Genomic DNA, 25,683 nt, shown 5'->3' on the forward strand with positions numbered 1-25,683 from the left:
AAAGGCTTAGAGGAGAAATATCTCTTCTAGGTCTTTTTTAGTAAGAAGTGGTTTGGATGTATGTTTTTGAATCTATAATAAGTGTAGTAAAACTTACACCAGAAGGAACGAGATACCGAGTAAAGAAAGAATTTGCTAACGTGTATAGTTTTCTAGAGGGATATGCATTTAGTGGATAAATAATATATGACTAAGCTATTTTGGGGGAATAATTGAGCAGAGTAAGGGGTAGAGTCTCATTTTTTGTCACTTGGTTTTGCTTAATGTAAGATTGCCTTAAAAAATAAAAAATTGCTATCAGAGTTTTAGAATAGTATAATACAAGAAAAGTGAATCTTTATTTAACTATGGAGAGTGTCAAGTGACAAAAGAGGTTTAGAAAATGAATATTTTAATTATAGAAGATGATAATTCTATCCGTCAGGAGCTAAAACAACTTTTAGAGAATGCATTGTACCATGTGACAATATTAACAGAATGGAATCATATCGTAGAAAATATTATGGAAATCCAGCCGGATTTGATTTTGCTTGATGTAAATCTGCCGGGGGAAACCGGGTTTGATATTTGTCTGAAGGTGAGGGAAAAATCGAATGTACCGATTATCTTTGTGACGAGTAGAACAGACTCGATGGATGAGTTGAGTGGTCTTTTAAAAGGTGGAGATGATTATATTACAAAACCTTTTATTGCCCCAGTATTGTTGGCACACATTGCTGCGGTTTTAAAGAGAACGCAGCAAGTAGATACAGACCAAGCTAAGAACATTTATAAAGGTGTCGTGTTGGACGTTGCTGGTGGATGTGTTTTATATCAGGGAAAACGTGCAGAGCTTTCGAGAAACGAATTGAAAATATTATATTATCTCTTTGAACATAAAGGCGAAATTGTGCCAAGGATGGATTTGGTGGAATATTTGTGGGATCAACAAGTTTTTATTGATGATAATACACTTAGTGTGAATATAACTCGTTTGCGTAATAAGTTAGAAGAAATAGGTATTAGCGATTTAATTGAAACGAAAAGAGGAATGGGATATCGGATATGAAGATTAAGGAGTATTTGAAAGATAAAACATTGTTATTGCTCTTACATATCGTATGCATGTTTCTTCTTGTTAGTTTTCTAAGTTTAACTGGATATCCTTTTGATTCTTGTGCAGTGATATTGGTATGCTGGGGAGTGGTACTTGGAGGTTGGCTGACGCAGCAGTTTCTTTCGCGCAGACATTATTTTCAAGAGTTGAAACATATTACAGAAAATTTGGATCAGAGGTATTTACTGGGGGAACTCATGCCGAAATCAGTGCATTTGGAAGACAGACTGTACCGCATGTTGATTCAGAAATCTAATAAATGTGTTATTGAGCGGATTCATCAGATAGAGCAGGAGCAACAAGAATATCGAGAGTATATTGAAAGCTGGGTTCACGAGATTAAAGCTCCAATTACAGCGATTGCGCTGAACTGTGAAAACAATAGGGATGAGCGGAGTAGGTATCTGTTTGTAGAGAATCAAAAGATAGAAAATTATGTGGATATGGCTCTGTATTATGCTCGTTCGGATGCGGTTTATAAGGATTATATCATCCGAAAAACGGATCTTCAGGAAGTTGTAGAGAAAGTCTTAATGAAAAATAAGTATTATCTGATTCAGAATCATATGCAGGCAGAAGTAGAATGTTCGGATATGGTATTTACCGATGAGAAATGGATTGGCTTTATTCTGAATCAATTAATTCAAAATAGTACAAAGTACAGAAGAGAAAATGATGCACATATTTGTATCCGGACAGAGAAAAAGACTGGTGGAATTCTTTTGAAAATCAAAGATAATGGTATTGGAATTCCGAAAGAAGAACTTTTCCGTATTTTTGAAAAAGGATTTACAGGAACGAATGGAAGAAAAAGAGAAAAATCCACAGGTATGGGATTGTATCTGTGCAAAAAACTTTGTGAAAAGCTGGGAGTTGAAATTAGGGCAGTTTCCGAGACGGGGGTAGGAACAGAGATGATTCTAGAATTTCCAATTAGCACTTATTTGGCAGACTATCGCAATCAGGATAGATAATGAAAACTATGACAGATTTGAGATAGACAATAGAAAATAGAGCGATAAACATGAGGGAAAGAAGATTTGTATCTTTCAAAATTGTAAGATTGTGGAAAGGAAATCTGATACAAAGCAGATGGATTTTTTGTTAAAATAGGCATAGTGCAGGAGATAGGAATAATCCTCTCGCCTGTTACTATGCTTTTTGAAATTTAGTGTCAAAGGAAGGAGCGTAAACTATGCAGGATATGATACGGGTATGCGATGTTGAAAAATATTATGGAAATGGAACACATGTAACAAAGGCGATTGACAGAGTGAGTTTTACTGTAGAACAGGGTGAATTTATTGGGGTCATGGGAGCTTCCGGTTCTGGAAAAACCACGCTTCTGAATTTATTATCTACAATTGACAGTGTGACGGCAGGGCATATTTATTATGGGGATATGGATATTACGGAATTTGGAGAGGATAAACTTTCTGATTTCCGCAAAAATCAATTAGGATTTGTATTTCAGGAATATAATCTTTTAGATACATTAACGTTAGAAGAAAATATTATGCTTGTGATGACGCTACATAGACGTAAGAAAAGAGAGATTCAAAGCCAATGTCAAAAGCTAATGTCGTTGCTTGGAATCGAGGAGGTAAAAGGAAAATATCCTTATCAGGTGTCAGGAGGGCAAAAACAAAGATGTGCATGTGCAAGGGCACTGGCAAATCACCCTACACTTCTTTTGGCAGATGAGCCTACCGGAGCATTGGACTCACAGGCTGCTCAGACACTTTTGGAAACTTTTGTGGATATGAATAAAAAAATGGGAGCTACCATCTTTATGGTAACGCATGACGCATTTTCTGCAAGCTATTGTAGCCGTATTCTTTTCTTAAAAGATGGAAAAATTTTCCATGAACTAGTTCGAGGAGATAAGAAACGCAGGGAGTTCCTCAATGAAATTTTGGATATTCTGTCGTTGACGGGAGGTGAAAGTTTTCATGATGCGTAAGCTAGCTTTTCGGAATGTTCAACGAATGGCAAAAGATTATATAATCTATTTTATGACGATGTCAGTGGTTACAGCGCTGATGTTTTCTTTCAATACACTCCTATTTTCAAAAGATATACAGAAACGCTTTGAGATGTTCGAGGGAATGGCAGCTTTGATGGGGCTTGCCACATTCTTCATCGTTCTGATTGTAGCGTGGTTGATCAATTACATGGTACGGTTTGTATTGGAAAAGAGAAGCCGGGAATTTGGAATTTATCTGCTTGTGGGAATGAAAAAGAAAGAAATAGCAAGGCTTTATCTTTGCGAGAATCTGTTGCTTGGAATTGGGGCTTTTCTGGTGGGAATAGGAGGTGGAATTTTAGTTCAACAGATTTTATTGTCTATTTTTTACAATATGGTTCAGATGAATTATCATTTGAAGTTGGAGTTTAGTAAAAAATGTATTTGTATGACAGCAGCTTGTTATGGTGGGTGTTATTTATTGGCTCTGTTTCGTTGTAAAAGAAGATTTCGAAAGATGAATATCCATGACTTGATGGAGAACCAGAAACAAAACGAGGAGATTACAGAAAAAGATGAAAATCGCAAAAAGTGCTTTTTACCAATTTCTATTTTGTTTTTTGTAGCCTTTGGTGTGTTTTTGTTTTGTTACAAGAAGTGGAACATGGGGATTTTGATTGTGTTTTTGATTGGATTGATACTGACTATTTATCTGTTTTATATAGGGATTGCCGCATGGATATCCTGCTATGTAAAGAAGAAGGGAAAGATGATCTACCATGGGGATGCCCTGTTTTTGTTGAGGCAGTTTTCTTCGAAAATCAGGACATTGAGTTTTACGATGGGGACATTGACAGCATTATTTACATTGGCGATTCTTGGAAGTTCGGTGGCATTAATGTTTAATCATTTTCAAAATGAGGTGTTGATTCACAAAGTTCCTTTTGATGTTCAGGTACACAGTAGCTATGTGGAGGAAGATTTTCACCAAGAAATTGCCTTGTTAAAGAAGGAAACGCAGGTAAATGAAATTTACACATATCAGATTTATGAAAATGGAACAAATACGGTAAATACCTATTTGTATACCCATTTAAAAGAATTTGGTTCCAGATACAAAACGGAAAGCGGAACTCCCGATTACAAAAAGATTCATCAGAATCCAGAAGGAGTTTACTGTGATTTTGATACATATATGGGTGTTTCTACTTACAATCATCTTCGAGAAATGTTGAATTTGCCGGAGATTTCCCTAAAAGAAGATGAATATGCCATTCATATGAAAGAGCGAGTATTTCAGCAAGTGGGAGATTTTTCAGATCAGATTGTGATAGAAAATGAGGGGCAAGTGCTTACTTTTGCAGGTTGCTATACGGAAAGTTTTTCACAAGACGGACATAACGGAGGAGATTATATTCTTGTGGTTCCGGATAAAGTACTAAAGCAGATGCGTAAATACTATGCAGAAATGGTGGCAGATATCCAAGGGAAAGCACCTGAAACATTACAGACGCAACTGGACGACATCGAAGAAGATCGCGGGAAAGGAAATGCTCAGGAATTTGCAGGGACGGAAGAAGATTTTGAGGATTGGGAAGAGAGGGAACTGGAAAATTTTTGTTCAGGCTCCGACTCAATCGTTGTTTATGCGTCAAAAAATTTAGTGCGGGACAATTTCATTCCGGAAGTAAAATATATGCTGTCTTCCATCATATTTCCGTTGTCGTATATCGGTTTGGTATTTTTATGTGTTTCTTTGACTGTGCTTTCGGTACAACAGCTTAGCGATTCTGTGAAATATGGATTTCGTTATCAAGTGCTTTCTCAAATTGGTTATAGTAGAAAATCAATCAACAGAATTGTTTTGAAACAGCTTAGCACATATTATTTGTGTCCAGCATTGGTGGCACTTGTGATTAGTGGACTGATTTCAATCTATGCAGGGAACCGTTTTGATTTTTATACAGGGGTTCATACTTCTCCGGCGATGTATTTTCTGTTTTCGACAGTATTGTTTTTTGGTATCTATTTTGTATATTTTCTTGTTACTTATATCGGATTCAAACGGAATATAGAATAGAAGTGTGAAAGAAATATTTTCAACAAAAGGGAAAAGAATGAGGAGATTATAAATAACAGGAGGCAGATTCTATGAGTAAGACCGTAAAGGTAATTGTTTTAACGACAGCAATTTGTGCAGTCATGTTTGGAACTGTATTGGGCTGCGGATTAGAACGAGAAGAATATGTAAAAGAAACAGGAACAGAGAAACCTTTGAAAATAAATGGAAAACATTATCGGCAGAAAAAGGAAAAATTAAACTATACTGGGAAAATGATTCAGGTGGATTTGAAACAGATAGATTTTAGTGTCTGTACATCAGATGATGAAAGTTTTTATCTAGAATATGATATCTGCAGTAAGAAGGATAAAAATCCACTATCTGTAAGTGTAAAAGATGAAACACTTGTTTTAAAAGAACAGGACGGGGAAACAGCAGAATACTACGAAGGAGTATATGTAGATGGAATTGGAAATCTGATAAAAGGTACGAAAGAAAGATATCGGGGAGTAGCTGTTTTGTATGTACCTGTTGCGATGAACGAAGGCAGTTTATCCCTCAATATGGGAAATGGAGATGCTGAGATTCAGGGAACGGTTTGGAAAGAATTAAATGTAAAGATGGAAAACGGAGATCTGCAGTTAGCGGATGGAAGTATTTGTAATGGTAGTCTTTTGCTTACCGAAGGCGATATAGAGACAGAAAATGTGGGAGTATCTGGGAGGATGGAAGTACAGACGGGAGAAGGCGATATAGATTGGAAATTAAATCCATCAGATTACGATAATCTACCTATTTATGCAAGAACAGAAATGGATATAGATGTTTTGGGAGTATTTGACGGAAATTTAATCCAAAATGAAAGCAATTCCTTTTATAAAAGAATAGTAGAAAATGAACAGAGAATTTTAAAACTGATTTCAGAAGAGGGGGATATTGTCATTGAATCCTACACACAGTAGCTGGTATGGAATTGGATTTTGTGACGCGAATTGAAGTAAAAATAGAGTTAGAGATAATTTGTTGAAAAGTTATATTTGAATAAATACGAAAGCAGTCTGGTGCTAAATCAGGCTGCTTTTTTATGTAGAAAAATAAAAAATTTCCTTTTCCACCCTGTATTTTCCTCTCTGAGCCTTTCGTTATATGAGGGCAAAAAAATAAGATTCATTTTTATTTGTAAAAAGCCCTCTCTACGTTCTGATATATGAGGAACAAATTACATTTGCCTTAAAAGAATCGGGCCTGATTCAAGAACAAACATGAATATGAAGAGCGAAAGGAGAAATTACATGAACAAAACAATCTTAATGGGAAGACTGACAAAAGATCCGGAGGTGAAATATCTCCAGGATGAAAACAGTACTGCAATGGCAAGATACGCGCTGGCAGTAGACAGACGATATCGAAAGGACGGAAAGGCAGAAACAGATTTTATTTCTTGTGTTACCTTTGGGAAGAATGCTGAGTTTGCAGAAAAATATCTGAAAAAAGGTTTGAAGATTTTAGTAAGCGGACGGATCCAGACTGGAAGCTATGTGAATCAGGAGGGGAATAAAGTTTATACCACCAACGTGATCGTAGAAGAACATTATTTCGCAGAAGGGAAGAAACTGTCAGGATCAGAAAAGAAAGAAGATACCGATCCAGATGGATTTATGCATCTTCCAGACGGAGAAGAACTTCCGTTTGAGTAAGAAAAACTCGGATGCTGAAAGCAGAAGAGCGCACTTATATACCTTACAAGGTATGTGCGTCCTACGGAAGTAGCATCTTTCTGAAGGGGAATTCCGAAAGTGTTTGCGGATGATCCATCCGAAGAAGGGTTCCCCTTCCGGCAGAAATGCCTATCCCGTAACAGAGAAAAGGGAAGAATTGAAAAAGGAGGAAAAGAACGATATGGCGAAGAAGAAAACATTTCAGGAATATACTCAGGAAGCACTTCTTGAGATTGAAAAAACAGAAGCTGCATTGAAACAGGCAAAGCTTGAGAAGGAACAGGCAGAGCATAGGATACAGAGATCCTTGAACTATCTAGATACACAGAAAAAGAAAAAACGAAAGGCACGAACCCATCTGTTGATCCAGAAAGGAGCAGCCATAGAAGCAATCTGTAAAGATACCAAATATCTGACCGAGGCGGAATTTTATCAGCTGATGGATGAACTTCTTCATGATCCCGCTTGTAAGTTTTGTGATGTCGTTCATGACATGGTTCGTGGACGGGCGGAAACTGCAGAAGCGAAGGAACGAGAATTCGCAGAAGAGGAAGCACTATTAAAGGCGATGCAGCGAGGTGAACTGCCACAGGGAGATGAGTAAGATGGGATGTTATCACTTTCATCTAAATCAATTATCCAGAGGAAAAGGGCAGTCTGCCATTGCTAGTGCTGCTTACCGAGCCGGTACAAAACTGGAATGTACGTATTATGGAGAAGTGAGTGATTATACGAGAAAAGGCGGTGTGGTATTAGCGGAGATCCATCTTCCCCAACAGGCTCCGGAGAGATTCAAAGACAGAGAGACCCTTTGGAATGAGGTGGAATGGATCGAAGGGAATAAGAAAGCACAGCTGGCACACAGCTTTGATATTGCCTTGATGAATGAGTTTTCCATGGAAGAAAATATTGAGCTTGCAAGAAGATTTGTGGAAGAACAATTGGTGGCAAGAGGAATGATCGCTGATCTGGCAATCCATGATCCGAAGAAGGGAAAGGATAAAATTCCCAATCCCCATATGCACATCATGGTTCCCATCCGCCCTTTACAGGAAGATGGTACCTGGGGACAAAAACAAAAAAAGGTTCCAGTATTAACACCGGATGGACAGACGGTTTTGAATCAGAAAGGACAACCGGTATTTCGGGCGGTACATACAACGGATTGGAGCAGGAAAGAAACCTTGGAAGAATTGAGAAGTGCCTGGGCGAAGATGTGTAACGAACTGTATGAAGAAAAAGGACTTACAGAAAGAGTCGATGCCAGGTCTTATGAGGAACGGGGGATTGATAAGATCCCGATGGTGCATGAAGGACCGAACGTACAGGCAATGGAAGCAAGAGGGATTTCAACCGCACTGGGAAGTTTAAACCGACTCATCCGAGCCTTAAATGATATGAAAGAACGGGCAAAGAATCTTCTTCAATGGTCCTTGTTTCGAGAAAGCCAACTGATGGAACGGATGGTGTTCTTACATCAGCCAACCTTAGCGGATTATCTGAGAAACTATTGTGATAAGAGAAATGCAGTTGCAGAATCCTACGCTTATGGAACACAAAAGGCGAAGAATACAAATCTGAAACAATTTGCAGAGACGATCCGCTTTCTGGAAGAGCAGGATGTGAGAACCCCGGAACAGCTGACAGAGAAAATCCAGGAATTAGATACTCAGCTAAAAGAGGTAAGTCAGCGGTTGAATCAACAACTGTCTGCTTTGCGAAGTGTCAACAGCAATCTTTATGCAATGAAAGAGTATTTTGAAACAAGACCTGTTTATCTGAAATTAAAGAACAAATATTTTGGCAGGGAAAAATTCAAAGAGGAATATAAGAAGGAACTTAGCGGATATTATCGTTCGGAAAGAATCTTAAAAGAAAATCTAGACCCAAGTGGGAAGATTCCGGAAGGACAATGGAAACGAGAAGCCGCTCGTTTATCAGAAGAGATAGCTGCTTTACGAAAAGAAGATAAACGGATCCATGCCATGTTACGAAAGTATGAGGGGATCAAAAATCATGTGGAAGTTTTGATGGCAGAGGAGGATGAAGGGATTACTCTTCCAGAAACAAACAAGAGGGAGCAATCCACAGAAGCAAAAGAAGCAGTGAGAACCATGAAACGAAAAAAGAAACATCATGGAATGGAATTATAGGAGGAATTTTAGAAGATGGAAGAATATACAAGAGAACAAATTCAAAGAGCAGATGATACCGATTTATATGTTTTTCTTTCTGGGAGAGGAGAACAGTTCAAACGATGTGGAAAAGAATACCGGTGGTTACGACATGACAGTGTGATGATCAACAAGAATGAATGGTATCGTTTTAGTCAGAATAAAGGCGGCCATGCCATTGATTTTATGAAAGAATTCTACGGTCTTTCTTTTGCAGAGGCAGTTAAAGAATTATTAGGAGAAGAGGGAGCTGGAGAAACCAACAGAAGAACGGCGAAGGAAGATGCAGGCAGACAGAAGGTCTGCCCCATCCCCTTGCCTGGATTGGAACTGCCAGAAAGAAATGAAAGCTGTGAGATTGCAAGGAAGTATCTCATTGAGCAGAGGAAACTATCGGAATGGCTGATAGATCAGATGATTGCAAAGGGGGATATTTATGAAAGTAAAAACTATCACAATGTGGTATTCGTCGGGAGAGACAAAGAACAGAATCCTAGATATGCAGCTATGCGGGGAACCGATGAGAACCGATATCGTGGGGAGGCAAGAGGTTCGGAAAAAGCCTATGGATTTGGCCATATAGGAACGGATGAAAAACTGTTTGTGTTTGAATCCCCCATTGATCTTTTGTCTTATATCACTGCAGTTCCGGAAGACTGGGGAAAGCATAGTTATATTTCTCTGGGCGGATTGAGTGAAAAAGCAATGAAACGGATGTATACAGAATATCCTCATATTCATTCCATCTACTTGTGTCTGGATAATGATGAGCCTGGAAATGAGAGATGCAGGCAGTTTGTTTCTCTTATTCCGAAGGAACTGAGTGTGTACCGATTAGAACCGGTGAAGAAAGACTGGAATGAATGTCTGGTAGCAGAAGTTCCAGTAGAAAATATGGCAAAGCAGATGTGTTGGAGAGATGCCAGGGAAAAACCAGTTCCGGTCATGAAAATGTCGGAGGTTGAGGAAACGGTGGTCCAGTGGTTATGGTATCCCTTCATTCCCTTTGGAAAGGTTACTTTGATCCAAGGGAATCCGGGAAAAGGAAAAACATGGCTTGCAATGGCAATCGCCGCATACTGTACAAATGGAAAAGAACTTCCCAATGCACTTCCCATAGAACCCTTTAATGTGTTGTATCAAACAGCAGAGGATGGGATAGCAGATACCATTAAGCCTAGATTAGCAAAATGTGGTGCAGATATGACAAGAGTACGCTTCATCAATGAAGATGAAAAACAGCTTTCTATGACGGACGATCGGATTGAAAAAGCCATCCGACAGAATAATGTACGCCTCATGATCATGGATCCCATACAGGCTTATCTGGGAGCCAATGTGGATATGAACCGGGCGAATGAGATCCGTCCCTTATTTCGACATCTCAGTACGATTGCAGAGAGAACTGGATGTGCCATTGTTCTCATTGGACATTTGAATAAGTCATCGGGAAGTCAGAGCGATTACCGTTCCTTGGGATCCATTGATATCGCAGCGGCAGTACGAAGCATCTTATTTGTAGAAAAGGTGGAAAAAGAGAAGGACCAGGATATTCGAGTGGTATATCAGCAAAAGGATTCTCTTGCTAAGAAGGAAAATCCGGTAGCGTTTTCTTTAGGAGAAGAAGGCTTAAAATGGTTAGGAGAATACGATATATCCATTGAAGATCTGCTGATGGGAAAAGCAGGAACGAAAAAGGAAACGAAACTGGAAAAGGCACAGAAGTTGATCCTGGAGTTATTAAACAAACGAAAAGTAATGTGTTTAGAAGAATTAGAGGCAGAACTACTAGCCTATGGGATTTCTTCCAGAACAGGAAGAGATGCAAGAAAGCAATTGGAAAGTAGATTAAGCTACGACTGGTGTCAGGGAAGAAAAACAGTTGCGTTAATCACAGAATAAAGGATGACATTGGCAAAAAACTACTTTGGCATTGGCAGTCTTTATAGATACCTTTGCCAGCCGCCAATGTCAAAGATATTTACCATTTATTTCAAAAAATGGTCGTGTGTATTGCGAGGTGAAATTTATGCTATGCACGTAAAACAGGGAAAGGATATTATGAATAAACCATATGTACCGATTTATGAAAAGGTGGCTCTTACAATTGAAGAGGCAGCTGAATATAGTAATATTGGACAAAATAGAATTAGTAATTTATTAAAAGAGCCACGATGTCCATTTGTACTTTATGTAGGAGCTAAAAAACTTGTAAAGAGAAAAGAATTTGAAAGATTTATTTCGGAAAATATAGAGATTTAAGAGATAGGAGATGAGATGGAAATTGAATATTCACAAAGATAAAATGGTATGGTATAATATAAGATACTGTATTAGGGCTTCTTTGAAAGGAGCTAAAATATGGGAAAAGATTTAAAAGGCAAAGAACTTGGTGTGGGTATATCACAGGAAAGTACAGGATTATACTCCGCAAGATTTGTAGATCGGTTTGGAAAGAGAAAGCATAAACGATTCAAAAAACTACAAGAGTGTAGAGCTTGGCTTGCAGATGCGATTTATGTAGATGAACATAGTGATATTTCAATGCCATCTGATATGTTGGTGGATCATTGGTTTGATTACTGGATTGGAATAAAGAAGAAAACAGTCCGTCCGAATACGGTTCGTAATTATACGGAGAGATATATAAGAAATATTAAACCATTGATTGGGAAAATGTCATTATCAGATGTGAAACCTCTACATTGTCAAAAGATATTTTATGATATGGCGGATCAAGGCTATCGTACGTCTACGATTTATCAAGCAAGAATTACATTATATAATATGCTTGAATATGCAAAAGAAAATGAAGTATTACGAACGAATCCCTGTAAAAGGTCAGTAAAGAGTGATATGGGAAAACCTTCGGAGAAGAAAGTTGCATTAGAAAGAGATGTGCAAAAAATATTTTTGAGATATGCAGAAGGGCAGAGTTATGAAAATCAGTATCGATTTATTCTTCAAACCGGATTGAGGACAGGCGAATTAGTTGGATTGAAATGGGAAGATATTGATTTTGAATCTAAAACAATTCAGATTCGCAGGAGTATGGAATACCGTTATAGTGTAAAAGAGTGGCGTATTGGAGAACCAAAGAGTAAATCAGGTTATCGTACGATACCTTTAACAGAAGAAGCGGTTGCTATACTGAATAAACAAAAAGAAAAGAATAAGTGGATTTCAGAAATTTCAAAAGAATGGGAAGAGTTTGTGTTTCTGTGCAGAAAGGGGACACCAGTTAAGAACAGTACATATGATACGGCATTGTTTAAGATTTGTGACAAAGCACAGATTCCTAGATTTTCAATGCATATTTTGAGACATACATTTGCTACTAGATGTATTGAAGCAGGTATGAAGCCCAAAACACTTCAAATGCTACTGGGCCATTCAAATATTGGAATTACCATGAACTTATATGTTCATACTACCGAAGAAGAAAAGAAAAAAGAAATTGATTTGGTAGCAGAAGCGCTTATGGCAATATGATGGCCCACTAAATGGCCCACCTATTAAAGTAAGTATGCTGAAATCCCTTGAAATCTAAGGATTTATAGGAGGAAATAGAAGAAATGAAACTAGGTATCGTGGGATTACCAAATGTGGGAAAAAGTACATTATTTAATTCCCTCACAAAAGCAGGAGCAGAATCAGCAAACTATCCGTTCTGTACAATCGATCCAAATGTGGGTGTTGTAACTGTGCCGGATAAACGTTTGGACGTTTTGGGAGAGATGTATCACACAAAGAAAATCGTTCCGGCGGCAATTGAATTTGTAGACATTGCGGGATTGGTAAAAGGAGCATCAAAAGGAGAAGGGCTTGGAAATCAGTTTTTGGCAAATATTCGAGAAGTAGATGCTATTGTACATGTTGTGCGCTGTTTTGAGGACAGCAACATTGTCCATGTAGATGGAAGTATTGCGCCTCTTCGTGATATTGAAACAATTAATTTAGAGTTGATTTTCTCTGACATTGAAATCTTAGAAAGAAGAATTGCAAAAGCGGTAAAAGTGGCAAGAAATGATAAGACGGTAGCAAAAGAACTGGCACTGTTAGAGCGTTTGAAAGCATATTTGGAAGAGGGGAACATGGCACGCAGTTTTGAAGCGGAAGATGACGATGAATTGGAATGGCTTGAAAGTTATAATCTTCTCACATACAAACCGGTTATTTTTGCCGCAAATGTAGCCGAAGATGATTTGGCAAATGACGCACAGGATAATGAGGGTGTTTGTGCAGTGCGCGAATATGCAAAGAAAGAAAACTGCGAAGTGTTTGTTGTCTGTGCGCAGATTGAACAGGAAATTGCAGAATTAGATGACGATGAAAAGAAAATGTTTTTGGAGGATTTAGGTTTAGAGGAATCCGGATTGGAAAAATTAATCCGTGCAAGTTACAGTTTACTTGGTCTAATCAGTTATCTGACAGCAGGTGAACCGGAAGTTCGTGCATGGACAATTAAAAAGGGAACAAAAGCGCCGCAGGCGGCAGGAAAGATTCACACAGACTTTGAACGCGGATTTATCCGTGCAGAAATTGTAAGTTATGATGATTTGATGGAATGCGGAACATACACTGCTGCAAAAGAAAAAGGACTTGTCCGCTTAGAGGGGAAAGATTACGTTGTAAAAGACGGAGATATTATTTTATTTAGATTTAATATATAAAAGATAAGCGGGGGAAAGAGTATGAATAAGATAATTAATTTCCCTAATTTAAACATTCATTGGGAAAATGTAGGGGAAAAGATAAATTTGTTTGGAATTGAAATCACATATTTTGGGATTTTGTTAGGGGTGGCAATTCTTTTTGGAATTGCATTGACAATGTGGCTTGCCCATAGAAGCGGGCAGGAAGCGGAGGAATACCTGAACCTTTCCGTTTATGTCATTATTTTTGGCATAGTCGGAGCGAGACTTTACTATGTTCTTTTCGGATTTGAACAGTTCAAAGGGCATTGGACAAAAATTTTCAATATCCGTTCGGGAGGTCTGGCGTTTTACGGTGCGCTTATAGCAGGGATAATTACGGTGTTTATTTTTTGTAAAAGACAGGGACTTCTTGTTTGGAAAGTACTCGATACAATCGTTCCGGCGCTTCTCATCGGACAGATATTGGGAAAACTCGGGAATTTTTTTAACAGAGAGGCCTTTGGGGAATATACAGATGGAATTTTTGCCATGCAGTTGCCGATTGATTCGGTGAGAGCGGTGGACGTGACGGAAAAAATGCGTCAGAATGTGGAGAAGATAGATGGAATCAATATGATTCAGGTCAGCCCGTCGTTTCTGTATGAAATTATACTCTGTTTAGTTATTTTGATATTTATTTTAATCTACCGTCGATTTGAAGTGTACAGGGGAGAAATTTTTCTTTTATATATTATCAGTTACGGTGCGGGAAGATTTTTTATCGAAATGGGACGTGTGGACAAGTTGAGAACGCTTATTTTCCATTTGCCGGTATCTCAGGTTGTGGCGGTTCTTTCGGTTATCATAGCGATGGGACTTCTTTGCATCACATACAGATCGGGTGACGGACAGGGAAAAGGATTCTTTCGTGCCAAAGCAAAAAAGAAAAAAACAAAACTAAAATTTTCAAAATAAAATAGAAGTCTGGTGATAGTCGTATTGTTTTGCAAAAGGAACAAATAATCACTAGACTTTTATTTTTTATAGGGCTATAATATAAGTATATGTGAAAATTCAACATTAAAATTTGAAGGAGGACAAACCAATGGGAAGAAAAATGAAAACCATGGACGGTAATCATGCAGCAGCACATGCGTCATATGCTTTTACTGACGTTGCAGCTATTTACCCAATTACACCTTCATCCGTTATGGCGGAAGCTACAGATGAATGGGCTACTCAAGGTAGAACAAATATTTTTGGACAGACAGTTCAAGTTACAGAAATGCAATCAGAAGCAGGTGCAGCAGGTACCGTACACGGTTCTTTGGCAGCAGGTGCTTTGACAACAACATACACAGCATCTCAGGGATTATTACTTATGATTCCTAACTTATACAAAATTGCAGGAGAACAGTTACCGGGTGTATTTAACGTATCGGCACGTGCTTTAGCGAGCCATGCATTATCTATTTTCGGTGACCATTCAGATGTTTACGCTTGTCGTCAGACAGGTTGTGCAATGCTTTGTGAATCAAGTGTACAGGAAGTTATGGACTTAACTCCGGTTGCTCATCTTTCAGCAATCAAAGGTAAAATTCCGTTTATCAACTTCTTTGACGGTTTCAGAACATCTCATGAAATTCAGAAAATTGAAACATGGGATTATGAAGATTTAAAAGATATGGCAGATATGGATGCGATTGATGCATTTAGAAAACATGCATTAAATCCAAACCACCCATGTCAGAGAGGTTCGGCACAGAACCCTGATATCTTCTTCCAAGCAAGAGAAGCATGTAATCCATACTACGATGCAATGCCTGCAATCGTACAGGAATATATGGATAAAGTAAATGCGAAAATCGGAACAAACTATAAATTATTCAACTACTACGGTGCAGAAGATGCAGAACATATTATTGTTGCTATGGGTTCTGTATGTGATACAATTGATGAAACAATTGATTATTTAATGGCAGCAGGACGCAAAGTTGGTGTTGTTAAAGTTCGTCTTTATAGACCATTCTGTGCGGAAGCGTTAGTAAATGCAATTCCTGATTCTGTAAAACAGATTACAGTTCTTGACAGAACAAAAGAACCGGGTGCATTAGGCGAGCCATTATACTTAGACGTTGTAGCAGCATTAAAAGGAACAAAATTTGATGCAGTACCTGTATTTACAGGACGTTACGGTTTAGGTTCTAAAGATACAACACCTGCTCAGATCGTTGCGGTATATGATAATACTGAAAAACAGAAATTTACAATCGGTATCGTAGATGATGTGACAAACTTATCATTGGAAGTTGGAGCGCCATTAGTTACAACTCCTGACGGAACAATCAACTGTAAATTCTGGGGACTTGGTTCTGACGGTACTGTTGGTGCAAATAAAAACTCTATTAAGATTATCGGTGATAACACAGATATGTATGCACAGGCATACTTTGATTACGACTCTAAGAAATCAGGCGGTGTAACAATGTCACACCTTCGTTTTGGTAAGAGCCCAATCAAATCAACATATTTAATTAAACAGGCTAACTTTGTTGCCTGCCACAACCCGTCTTATATTAATAAATATAACATGGTTCAGGAATTGGTTGACGGTGGTACATTCTTATTGAACTGCCCATGGGATATGGAAGATTTGGAAAAACATTTACCGGGACAGGTAAAAGCGTTTATCGCAAATCACAATATCAAATTCTATGTAATTGACGGTATTAAGATCGGTAAAGAAATCGGACTTGGCGGACGTATCAATACGGTTCTTCAGTCAGCATTCTTTAAACTTGCAAATATTATTCCGGAAGACCACGCTATCGAATTAATGAAAGCGGCAGCAAAAGCATCTTACGGTAAAAAAGGTGACAAGATTGTTCAGATGAACTACGACGCTATCGATGCAGGTGCAAAACAGGTAGTGGAAATCGAAGTTCCTGAATCTTGGAAAAATGCAGAAGATGAAGGTTTATTCACACCTGAAGTGAAAGGCGGAAAACCTGAAGTAGTAGATTTCGTTAAAAATATTCAGGCTAAAGTAAATGCACAGGAAGGAAATACACTTCCGGTATCTGCATTCACAGAATATGTTGACGGTTCTACACCATCAGGTACATCTGCATACGAAAAACGTGGTATTGCAGTAGATATTCCTGTATGGAAATCTGAAAACTGTATCCAGTGTAACCGTTGTGCATATGTATGTCCTCACGCAGTTATCCGTCCGGTAGCGTTGACAGAGGAAGAAGCGGCAAATGCACCGGAAGGACTTGAAACAATCGATATGATTGGTATGCCGGGATTGAAATTCACAATGACTGTATCTGCTTATGACTGTACAGGTTGTGGTTCATGTGCTAACGTATGTCCTGGTAAGAAGGGTGAAAAAGCACTTGTAATGGAAAATATGGAAGCAAATGCAGGAAAACAGGACTTCTTTGATTATGGAAGAGAAATCCCTGTAAAACCTGAAGTAGTTGCTAAATTTAAAGAAACTACAGTAAAAGGAAGCCAGTTCAAACAGCCATTACTTGAGTTCTCAGGCGCTTGTGCAGGTTGTGGAGAAACTCCATACGCAAAATTAGTTACACAGTTATTTGGTGACAGAATGTACATTGCAAATGCAACAGGTTGTTCTTCAATTTGGGGTAACTCTTCACCATCTACACCATATACAGTAAACGAAAAAGGACAAGGTCCTGCATGGTCTAACTCATTATTTGAAGACAATGCCGAGTTCGGTTACGGTATGTTATTAGCACAGAAAGCATTAAGAAACGGCTTAAAAGCAAAAGTAGAAAAATTAATCGAAGGTTCAGAAAATGAAGCAGTTGTTACAGCAGGAAAAGAATGGTTAGATACATTTAACTGTGGAGCAACAAACGGAACAGCAACAGATAACTTAGTTACTGCGTTAGAGAACTGTGACTGCGGATGCGAATTAAGAGCAGACATCTTAAACAATAAAGATTTCTTAGCGAAAAAATCACAGTGGATCTTCGGTGGAGACGGTTGGGCTTATGATATCGGATTTGGCGGTGTTGACCATGTATTAGCATCAGGTCAGGACATCAACATTATGGTATTCGATACAGAAGTTTACTCTAATACAGGTGGACAGTCTTCTAAATCAACACCTACAGGTGCAATCGCTCAGTTTGCAGCAGCAGGTAAAGAAGTGAAGAAGAAAGATATGGCAAGTATCGCTATGAGTTACGGTTATGTATATGTAGCACAGATTGCTATGGGCGCTGACTTTAACCAGACAGTAAAAGCAATCGCAGAAGCTGAAGCATATCCGGGACCATCATTAATTATTGCTTACGCTCCATGTATCAACCACGGTATTAAGAAAGGTATGAACAAAGCGCAGACAGAAGAAGAATTAGCAGTAAAATCAGGATATTGGCACAACTTCCGCTTCAATCCGGCAGCAGAAGGAAACAAATTTACTCTTGACAGTAAAGAGCCAACTGAAAGTTACAGAGAATTCTTGGACGGTGAAGTTCGTTACAACGCTTTAGCAAGAATGAATCCGGAAAGAGCAGAAGAATTATTTGCTCAATCAGAAAAAGCGGCAAAAGAAAGATACGCTTATCTGAACAAATTAATTGCTCTTTATGGAAATGAAGAATAGAATAAAATAGTAAGACAGCACGGTTGATTCTGACCGTGCTGTTTTTGAAATATGAAAATTTTATGAAAGAAAAGTGAAAAAACATTTTACAATCTACAAAAAGTATGATACAATCAAAGACAATTGAATAACTGAAAGATAGAGGTGCATCTTTTAAGAGTATCGTTTAGTTTAAGTGGGACAGACTTCTGAGCGGGAAAGGGAAAGATGCCGAAGAATAGATTCTTTGTCCGAGAATTTATTCTGGGACGTTGTATAAGATGCAACGTACTGTCACAGAAGTGTGGAGCGCTATCATAGATTAGAATATATCAATATGTCGTATATTTCATTGTATACATAACCATAGACGTTCCCCCAAGAAGTCTATGGTTTTTTTCATTCTAAGAAGTGAGCAGTATGTTTCAGTCATTCAAAATAAAAAGAATGAAGAGAGGGTTTATGATGAGAAAAGATTCAAGAAGAAAATTACTTGCTGTTATGAGCATGGTTTTATTATGTGTAATGATGTGTTCCATGACAGTATTTGCGGCGGAGGAACCGCCGAAACCGGAACTATATGCGACATTTTGGGCGTTAGTTCCACCTGTAGTTGCCATTGCGTTGGCGTTGATTACGAAAGAAGTTTATAGTTCATTGTTTGTAGGTATTTTAGTAGGTGCGTTGTTCTATTCGGGATTTTCTTTCGAGGGAACAGTGACACATATTTTCCAGGGGGGAATTATCAGTGTACTTTCAGACGAGTACAATGTAGGTATTTTAGTATTCCTTGTTATTTTAGGAGCAATGGTATCGCTGATGAACAGAGCGGGAGGCTCGGCAGCATTTGGACGTTGGGCAGGACAGCATATTAAAACGAGAGTGGGGGCTCAGTTGGCAACAGTTGTTCTCGGCGTACTGATTTTTATCGATGACTATTTTAACTGTTTGACAGTCGGAAGCGTTATGCGCCCGGTTACAGATAAACACAATGTATCCCGTGCAAAACTGGCTTATTTAATCGACTCGACAGCAGCGCCGGTTTGTATTATCGCACCGATTTCTTCATGGGCAGCCGCTGTTACAGGTTTCGTAAAAGGAGAAGATGGATTTTCCATTTTCATTCAGGCAATCCCATATAACTTTTACGCTTTACTCACAATTGTAATGATGATTGCAATTGTAACAATGAAAGTAGATTATGGTCCGATGAAAATTCATGAGGACAATGCAAAAAAAGGTGATATTTATACAACGCCTGACAGACCATATGAAAATGCGTCAACAGAAGTGGTAAATCATAACGGAAAAGTAATTGATTTGGTTATTCCGATTATTTCACTTATTGTATGCTGTGTAATCGGTATGATTTATACAGGCGGATTTTTCAGCGGAACAGATTTTGTTACGGCATTTTCACAGAGTGATGCCTCAGTAGGTCTTGTACTTGGAAGTTTCTTCGGACTGATTATTACGATTGTGTTATATATGGTTCGTAAAGTATTAAGTTTTTCAGACTGTATGTCATGTATTCCGGAAGGATTTAAAGCGATGGTGCCTGCGATTATGATTTTAACATTTGCATGGACGTTGAAAGCGATGACAGACAGTTTGGGAGCGGCGGTCTATGTAGAAGGATTAGTGAAAAGTTCAGCCGGAAGTTTGATGAATTTCTTGCCTGCAATTATTTTCTTAATCGGTTGTCTCCTTGCTTTTGCCACAGGTACTTCATGGGGAACATTTGGTATTTTAATACCGATTGTTGTTCAGGCGTTTGCAAACGATCCGAAACTTATGATTATCTCTATTTCAGCTTGTATGGCAGGAGCTGTTTGCGGTGACCACTGTTCACCGATTTCTGATACGACAATCATGGCATCGGCGGGAGCACAGAGTAACCATGTAAACCATGTATCTACGCAGTTGCCATATGCGGTGACGGTGGCAGCAGTCAGTTTCGTTACATATATCGTTGCAGGGTTTGTGCAATCGGCATGGATTGCATTGCCGTTTGGTATTGTGTTGATGTTGGCAGTACTGTTCGTGATTAAGAAAAGAACAAAAAGTGCGTAAAGCATAAGGAGACGGGTCTATGCTAATTTTACATTGCATAAAAGAAAAACTGTATGAAGAGATGAGAGAAGACAGGTATTTCGGGAAAGTATTGTTGAAAAATAATCCGTTTATTCATTGTTCTTCCATCGAATATTTTTGGAGAGTCTCACCTCATTTTGCCAACGAAAAGGAAAAATTGGTGTTGCTTGTAATTGATACGGACAATCTTGATGTACCTGTAAAATGGGAAGACTTAGAAGGCTGCGGAAGAGAATATCCGCATATTTACGGCTTAGTAAAAATGGAAGCAATTAAAAATGTCCTTCCTTATTTGAAGAAGGAAGACGGGACTTGGATAAAGAATGAAGAATTAAAACATATTGCAGATAAGTAAAAAATTGTGGTATTATGTATATAGTCAAAATGGCGGGGACGGTGAAAACCGTCCCTTAAAATAAGGAGGTTGTGACATGAAAGTTACAGAGAGAATCGCAAAATTGCGTGCATTGATGGAAGAAAAAAACATTGACATGTACATTGTTCCATCAGCAGATAATCACCAGAGTGAATATGTTGGAGAACATTTCAAGGCGAGAGAGTTTATCACAGGATTTACAGGTTCTGCAGGTACTGCGGTAATTACTAAGACAGAAGCGGGACTTTGGACAGACGGAAGATACTTCCTTCAGGCAGAACAGCAGTTGGAAGGGTCAGGCGTGGACCTTTACCGTATGGGAAATCCGGGAGTTCCTACAGTTCTTGAATTTATAGCAGATAAATTAAATGAAAACGGTACATTAGGCTTTGACGGACGTTTAGTTGCGGTAGACGAAGGAAAAGAATATGCGAAAGCAGCATCGAAAAAAGGTGGAAACGTGAATTATGCATATGATTTAGTAGATGAAGTGTGGGAAGACCGTCCTGCATTATCAACAGAGAAAGCATTTGCGTTAGATGAAAAACTTGTAGGAGAAAGTACAGAGTCTAAATTAGCACGAATCAGAAAAGTGATGGAAGAAGTGGGCGCAAACGTTCATGTTATCACATCATTAGATGATGTTGCATGGACATTGAACGTCAGAGGAAATGACGTTGCATACTCTCCATTATTATTAAGTTATCTTGTTATCACAATGGATCAGGTAGATTTATATGTGGACGAAACAAAATTAAATGATGAAATTAGAGCAAACTTCAACAAAGTAAATGTTGTCCTTCACCCATATAATGATATTTACGAGGCAATGAAAGTATACGATGCAAATGATACATTGCTTATCGATCCTGACAGATTAAATTATGCACTTTACTATAATATTGGTGCAAACGTTAATACGGTGGAAAGACAGAATCCAACAGTATTGATGAAAGCAATGAAGAATGAAGTAGAACTTGCCAACACAAGAAACGCACACATTAAAGACGGCGTTGCGATGACAAAATTCATGAAATGGGTAAAAGAAAATGTTGGAAAGATGACGATTACGGAGATGAGTGCATCTGATAAACTGGAAGCATTCCGTGCAGAGCAGGAAGGCTTCTTATGGCCAAGTTTTGAGCCAATCTGCGGATATGGAGAACACGCTGCCATCGTACATTATACTTCTACACCGGAAACAGATGTGGAATTAAAAGAAGGGGCATTATTCTTAACAGATACAGGCGGAAACTACTATGAAGGTTCTACAGATATTACAAGAACATTTGCATTGGGCGAAGTAAGCGACGTTGAAAAATTACACTTTACAACAGTTGCGAAAAGTATGTTAAATCTTGCAAACGCAAAATTTATGTACGGTGCAATGGGTGTGAATTTAGACATTCTTGCAAGAAAACCATTCTGGGACATGAACTTAAACTTCAACCACGGAACAGGTCATGGAGTAGGGTACTTATTAAATATCCACGAAGGTCCTTCAGGAATCAGATGGCAGTACAGACCGGGCGAATCGACACCTTTTGAAGAAGGTATGGTTGTTACAGATGAGCCGGGTATTTACATTGCAGGTTCTCACGGTATCCGTACAGAAAATGAATTGATTGTCCGCAAGGGAGAAGCAAACGAGTATGGTCAGTTTATGTATTTTGAAACAATGACATTCGTGCCAATCGACTTAGATGCAATCAATCCGGATATTATGTCAGCAGAAGATAAGAAAATGCTGAATGATTACCACAAACAGGTATTTGAAAAAATTTCTCCATACTTAAATGAAGAAGAAACAGAATGGCTTAGAAAATATACAAGAGAAATCTAAAAATAATTTTAAGGAAAGCGGAAATCCAATCGGACTTCCGCTTTCTTTGTCTTAAACTACTGCGACGAACTTCTTTTTTTATAGAAAAGGTGTTATAATAGACTAAATTGGCAAAAATGTAAAAGAATGAAAATAAAATAGGAGAGAAGAAATATATGAAGTTACAGGAATTGACAACATATGAATTGATTCAGGAACATCATCTGAAAGATTTACAGTCAGAAGGCTATATATTAAAACATAAGAAAAGCGGTGCAAAAGTTGTGCTGCTTTCAAATGATGACGAGAATAAAGTGTTTTCCATCGGATTCCGTACACCGCCAAAAGACAGCACCGGATTACCTCATATTTTGGAACATTCGGTTCTGTGTGGTTCAAAGCGGTTCCCGTCAAAAGACCCGTTTGTCGAATTGGTGAAAGGTTCCTTAAATACATTTTTAAACGCAATGACATATCCGGATAAAACGGTATATCCGATTGCAAGTTGCAACGATAAAGATTTTCAGAATCTGATGCATGTATATATGGACGCAGTGTTCTATCCAAATATTTATGAACATGATGAAATTTTCCGTCAGGAAGGCTGGAGTTATAAACTGGACAGTGCGGACGCAAAATTAGAGTACAATGGCGTTGTATATAATGAGATGAAAGGCGCTTTTTCTTCTCCGGAAGGAGTGTTGGACAGAGTTGTATTGAATTCATTATTCCCGGACACATCGTACAGAAATGAGTCGGGAGGGGATCCGGAAGTGATTCCTGAACTCACATACGAGCAATTTTTGGATTTTCACAGAAAATACTATCACCCGTCCAACAGTTATATCTATCTGTATGGGGATATGGATATGACGGAAAAACTGGAATGGCTTGATAAGGAATATTTAAGTCATTTCGATGCCATGGAAATTGATTCAAAGATTCAGAAACAGGAAGCGTTTGCTGAGAGAAAAGAAGTGGAAATAGCGTACTCTGTTTCAAGTAATGAGTCTGAGGAAGACAATACGTATTTATCTTATAATAAAGTTATCGGAACAAGTTTAGACAGAAATTTATACTTAGCATTTGAAATATTGGACTACGCACTTCTCTCCGCACCGGGAGCACCGCTTAAAAAGGCGCTTGTAGATGCGGGAATCGGAAAAGACATTATGGGTTCGTATGATAACGGAATTTATCAGCCCGTACTTTCCATCGTGGCAAAAAATGCAAATCAGGAGCAGAAAGAGGAGTTTATTTCCGTAATTGAGGACACGCTGAAATCCATTGTGGAAAACGGCATGGATAAAAAAGCGATTGAAGCCGGAATTAATTATCATGAATTCCGCTATCGGGAAGCCGATTTTGGAAATTTCCCGAAAGGGCTTATGTACGGGCTTCAGATTTTTGACAGTTGGCTGTATGATGATGAAAAACCATTCATTCACTTAGATGCCATTGAAACATTTAAGTTTTTAAAAGAACAGGTAAACACAAACTATTTTGAACAACTCATTCAGAAATATCTGTTGGATAATACACACGCATCTATCGTGGTTGTAAAGGCGGAGAAAGGGCGTACTGCCAGATTGGAAAAAGAATTGGACGAAAAACTGCAGGCATATAAAGCGAGCCTTTCAAAAGAAGAAGTGGACAGGCTTGTGGAGAGAACGGCACAGTTAATCGCATATCAGGAAGAGCCGTCCACGGAAGAAGAGTTAAAGACGATTCCGGTACTGGAGAGAGAGGATATTTCTAGAGAAATCGCACCGATTTATAATGAGGAGAAATATTATGACGATACATTGATGGTATATCATAATATTGAAACAAACGGAATCGGTTATGTAGATTTATTGTTTGATCTGTCAGTGGTTCCGGCAGAACTGTTACCTTATGTAGGCATTTTACAGTCTGTTCTGGGGATTATTGATACAAAAAATTATGAGTATGGGGAATTGTTCAATGAAATCAATGTCCATACGGGGGGAATCGGCACTTCACTGGAAATGTATCCGAATGTGACAAAAGTAAAGGAAAAAGAATTCAAAGCCACTTTCGAGATGAAGGCAAAGGCGTTATATGATAAATTACCGACTGCATTTGCCATGATGAAAGAGATTTTGGTAAATTCTAAATTAGATGACGAGAAACGTCTGAAAGAGATTTTGGATATAACAAAATCAAGATTACAGATGCGTTTTCAATCAGCAGGGCATACGACATCGGCTCTGCGCGCAATGTCTTACGCTTCACCGCTGGCAAAATTTAAAGACATTACAAATGGAATCGGATTTTATCAGACGGTAAACGATATTTGTGAACATTTTGAGGAGAAAAAAGAGGAACTGATTCAAAATCTGCAGAAGTTGTGCAAAATGCTTTTCAGAGCCGAAAATATGATGATAAGTTACACGGCATCAGAAGAGGGGCTTGCGGATATGGAAAAACTGATTGCAGATTTGAAGACAGATTTGTATAAAGAAACAGTGGAGAGTGTACCGTGTATTCTTCAGTGTGAGAAAAAGAATGAAGGATTTAAAACATCGTCAAAAGTACAGTATGTGGCGAGAGCGGGAAATTTCATTGACCAGGGTGTGGATTATACGGGAGCGCTTCATATTCTGAAAGTTATTTTAAGTTATGACTATTTATGGCAAAATGTCAGGGTAAAAGGCGGAGCATACGGCTGTATGAGCAGTTTCAACCGCTTGGGAGACGGATATTTCGTATCTTACCGTGATCCGAATCTGGAGAAGACGAACGAAATCTATGAAGGCATTACGCAATATCTTCGTCAATTCGATGTGTCTGACAGAGATATGACAAAATACATTATCGGAACAATCAGCAATATTGACCAGCCGATGAATCCGGCGGCAAAAGGTGACCGTTCATTAAATCTTTACATGAACCATGTCTCGAAAGAGATGATAGAAAAAGAAAGAAAAGAAATATTAGATGCAACTCAGGAAGACATTCGCAAACTTGCCGATGTAGTTGATGCGGTGCTTAAGGCAAATCAACTCTGCGTTATCGGAAGTGAGGAAAAGATCGAGGAACAGAAAACGCTGTTTGATGAGACAAAAGATTTATTTTAAAAATACAAAAAGA

18 protein-coding genes and 1 riboswitch are annotated in these 25,683 nt (G+C 38.4%); all 18 genes read left to right on the forward strand.

Annotation, left to right across the window (positions count from 1 at the left end; genetic code table 11):
* Positions 1 to 382: 382 nt before the first annotated feature.
* The 18 genes from ACYQ35_RS04425 to ACYQ35_RS04510 all read left to right on the forward strand — a co-directional run bounded on the left by ACYQ35_RS04425 (position 383) and on the right by ACYQ35_RS04510 (position 25,670).
* Positions 383 to 1,048: a response regulator transcription factor gene (locus ACYQ35_RS04425; RefSeq protein ID WP_268805960.1), complete on the forward strand. Its 666-nt coding sequence runs from the start codon at positions 383 to 385 to the stop codon at positions 1,046 to 1,048.
* The gene (locus tag ACYQ35_RS04430; RefSeq protein WP_459830695.1) at positions 1,045 to 2,070 is read left to right on the forward strand and encodes a sensor histidine kinase; all 1,026 of its coding nucleotides are present in this window, start codon (positions 1,045 to 1,047) and stop codon (positions 2,068 to 2,070) included. Before ACYQ35_RS04425 ends, ACYQ35_RS04430 begins: the two co-directional genes overlap by 4 nt.
* Positions 2,071 to 2,291: 221 nt before the next feature.
* Entirely contained in the window at positions 2,292 to 3,059 is a 768-nt protein-coding gene (locus tag ACYQ35_RS04435) for an ABC transporter ATP-binding protein (RefSeq protein ID WP_268805962.1), read from the forward strand.
* Complete coding sequence (locus ACYQ35_RS04440; protein ID WP_268805963.1) at positions 3,049 to 5,142, forward strand: ABC transporter permease; 2,094 nt, start codon at positions 3,049 to 3,051, stop codon at positions 5,140 to 5,142. The genes ACYQ35_RS04435 and ACYQ35_RS04440 overlap by 11 nt, the downstream gene beginning before the upstream one ends.
* A gap of 71 nt (positions 5,143 to 5,213) precedes the next feature.
* Entirely contained in the window at positions 5,214 to 6,086 is an 873-nt protein-coding gene (locus ACYQ35_RS04445; RefSeq protein WP_268805964.1) for a DUF4097 family beta strand repeat-containing protein, read from the forward strand.
* A 330-nt stretch (positions 6,087 to 6,416) separates the two neighbouring features.
* A complete protein-coding gene (locus ACYQ35_RS04450; protein ID WP_268805965.1) occupies positions 6,417 to 6,821 on the forward strand; it encodes a single-stranded DNA-binding protein in 405 nt (134 codons plus the stop codon).
* Positions 6,822 to 7,023: 202 nt separating this feature from the next.
* Complete coding sequence (locus ACYQ35_RS04455) at positions 7,024 to 7,446, forward strand: DUF3847 domain-containing protein (RefSeq protein ID WP_268805966.1); 423 nt, start codon at positions 7,024 to 7,026, stop codon at positions 7,444 to 7,446.
* A gap of 1 nt (position 7,447) precedes the next feature.
* The gene (gene mobQ, locus ACYQ35_RS04460) at positions 7,448 to 8,995 is read left to right on the forward strand and encodes a MobQ family relaxase (RefSeq protein WP_268805967.1); all 1,548 of its coding nucleotides are present in this window, start codon (positions 7,448 to 7,450) and stop codon (positions 8,993 to 8,995) included.
* A 15-nt stretch (positions 8,996 to 9,010) separates the two neighbouring features.
* Positions 9,011 to 10,918 carry an AAA family ATPase gene (locus ACYQ35_RS04465; protein WP_459830710.1) on the forward strand — a complete coding sequence of 636 codons (1,908 nt, stop codon included), beginning with the start codon at positions 9,011 to 9,013 and terminating at the stop codon, positions 10,916 to 10,918.
* Positions 10,919 to 10,927: 9 nt separating this feature from the next.
* Positions 10,928 to 11,278 (forward strand): excisionase, encoded by a 351-nt coding sequence (locus ACYQ35_RS04470; protein ID WP_459830715.1) that lies wholly within the window; start codon positions 10,928 to 10,930, stop codon positions 11,276 to 11,278.
* 99 nt (positions 11,279 to 11,377) lie between these two features.
* Positions 11,378 to 12,508 carry a tyrosine-type recombinase/integrase gene (locus ACYQ35_RS04475; protein ID WP_022269016.1) on the forward strand — a complete coding sequence of 377 codons (1,131 nt, stop codon included), beginning with the start codon at positions 11,378 to 11,380 and terminating at the stop codon, positions 12,506 to 12,508.
* Positions 12,509 to 12,591: 83 nt separating this feature from the next.
* A complete protein-coding gene (gene ychF, locus ACYQ35_RS04480) occupies positions 12,592 to 13,689 on the forward strand; it encodes a redox-regulated ATPase YchF (RefSeq protein ID WP_459830720.1) in 1,098 nt (365 codons plus the stop codon).
* 21 nt (positions 13,690 to 13,710) lie between these two features.
* Positions 13,711 to 14,628 carry a prolipoprotein diacylglyceryl transferase gene (gene lgt / locus ACYQ35_RS04485; RefSeq protein WP_459830722.1) on the forward strand — a complete coding sequence of 306 codons (918 nt, stop codon included), beginning with the start codon at positions 13,711 to 13,713 and terminating at the stop codon, positions 14,626 to 14,628.
* Between the two features lie 130 nt (positions 14,629 to 14,758).
* On the forward strand, positions 14,759 to 18,298 hold the full coding sequence (gene nifJ, locus ACYQ35_RS04490) for a pyruvate:ferredoxin (flavodoxin) oxidoreductase (protein ID WP_459830724.1): 3,540 nt from the start codon (positions 14,759 to 14,761) through the stop codon (positions 18,296 to 18,298).
* 131 nt (positions 18,299 to 18,429) lie between these two features.
* A riboswitch (Lysine riboswitch) is annotated at positions 18,430 to 18,600 on the forward strand.
* 178 nt (positions 18,601 to 18,778) lie between these two features.
* Positions 18,779 to 20,350, forward strand: coding sequence for a Na+/H+ antiporter NhaC family protein (locus ACYQ35_RS04495; protein ID WP_459830774.1), 1,572 nt, complete (start codon positions 18,779 to 18,781; stop codon positions 20,348 to 20,350).
* Positions 20,351 to 20,369: 19 nt separating this feature from the next.
* Positions 20,370 to 20,726: a DUF952 domain-containing protein gene (locus ACYQ35_RS04500; protein WP_459830726.1), complete on the forward strand. Its 357-nt coding sequence runs from the start codon at positions 20,370 to 20,372 to the stop codon at positions 20,724 to 20,726.
* A 76-nt stretch (positions 20,727 to 20,802) separates the two neighbouring features.
* Positions 20,803 to 22,590 carry an aminopeptidase P family protein gene (locus ACYQ35_RS04505; protein ID WP_459830728.1) on the forward strand — a complete coding sequence of 596 codons (1,788 nt, stop codon included), beginning with the start codon at positions 20,803 to 20,805 and terminating at the stop codon, positions 22,588 to 22,590.
* A 155-nt stretch (positions 22,591 to 22,745) separates the two neighbouring features.
* The gene (locus ACYQ35_RS04510; protein WP_459830731.1) at positions 22,746 to 25,670 is read left to right on the forward strand and encodes an insulinase family protein; all 2,925 of its coding nucleotides are present in this window, start codon (positions 22,746 to 22,748) and stop codon (positions 25,668 to 25,670) included.
* The last annotated feature ends 13 nt before the right edge of the window (positions 25,671 to 25,683 follow it).

Source organism: Faecalimonas hominis, assembly GCF_054660755.1.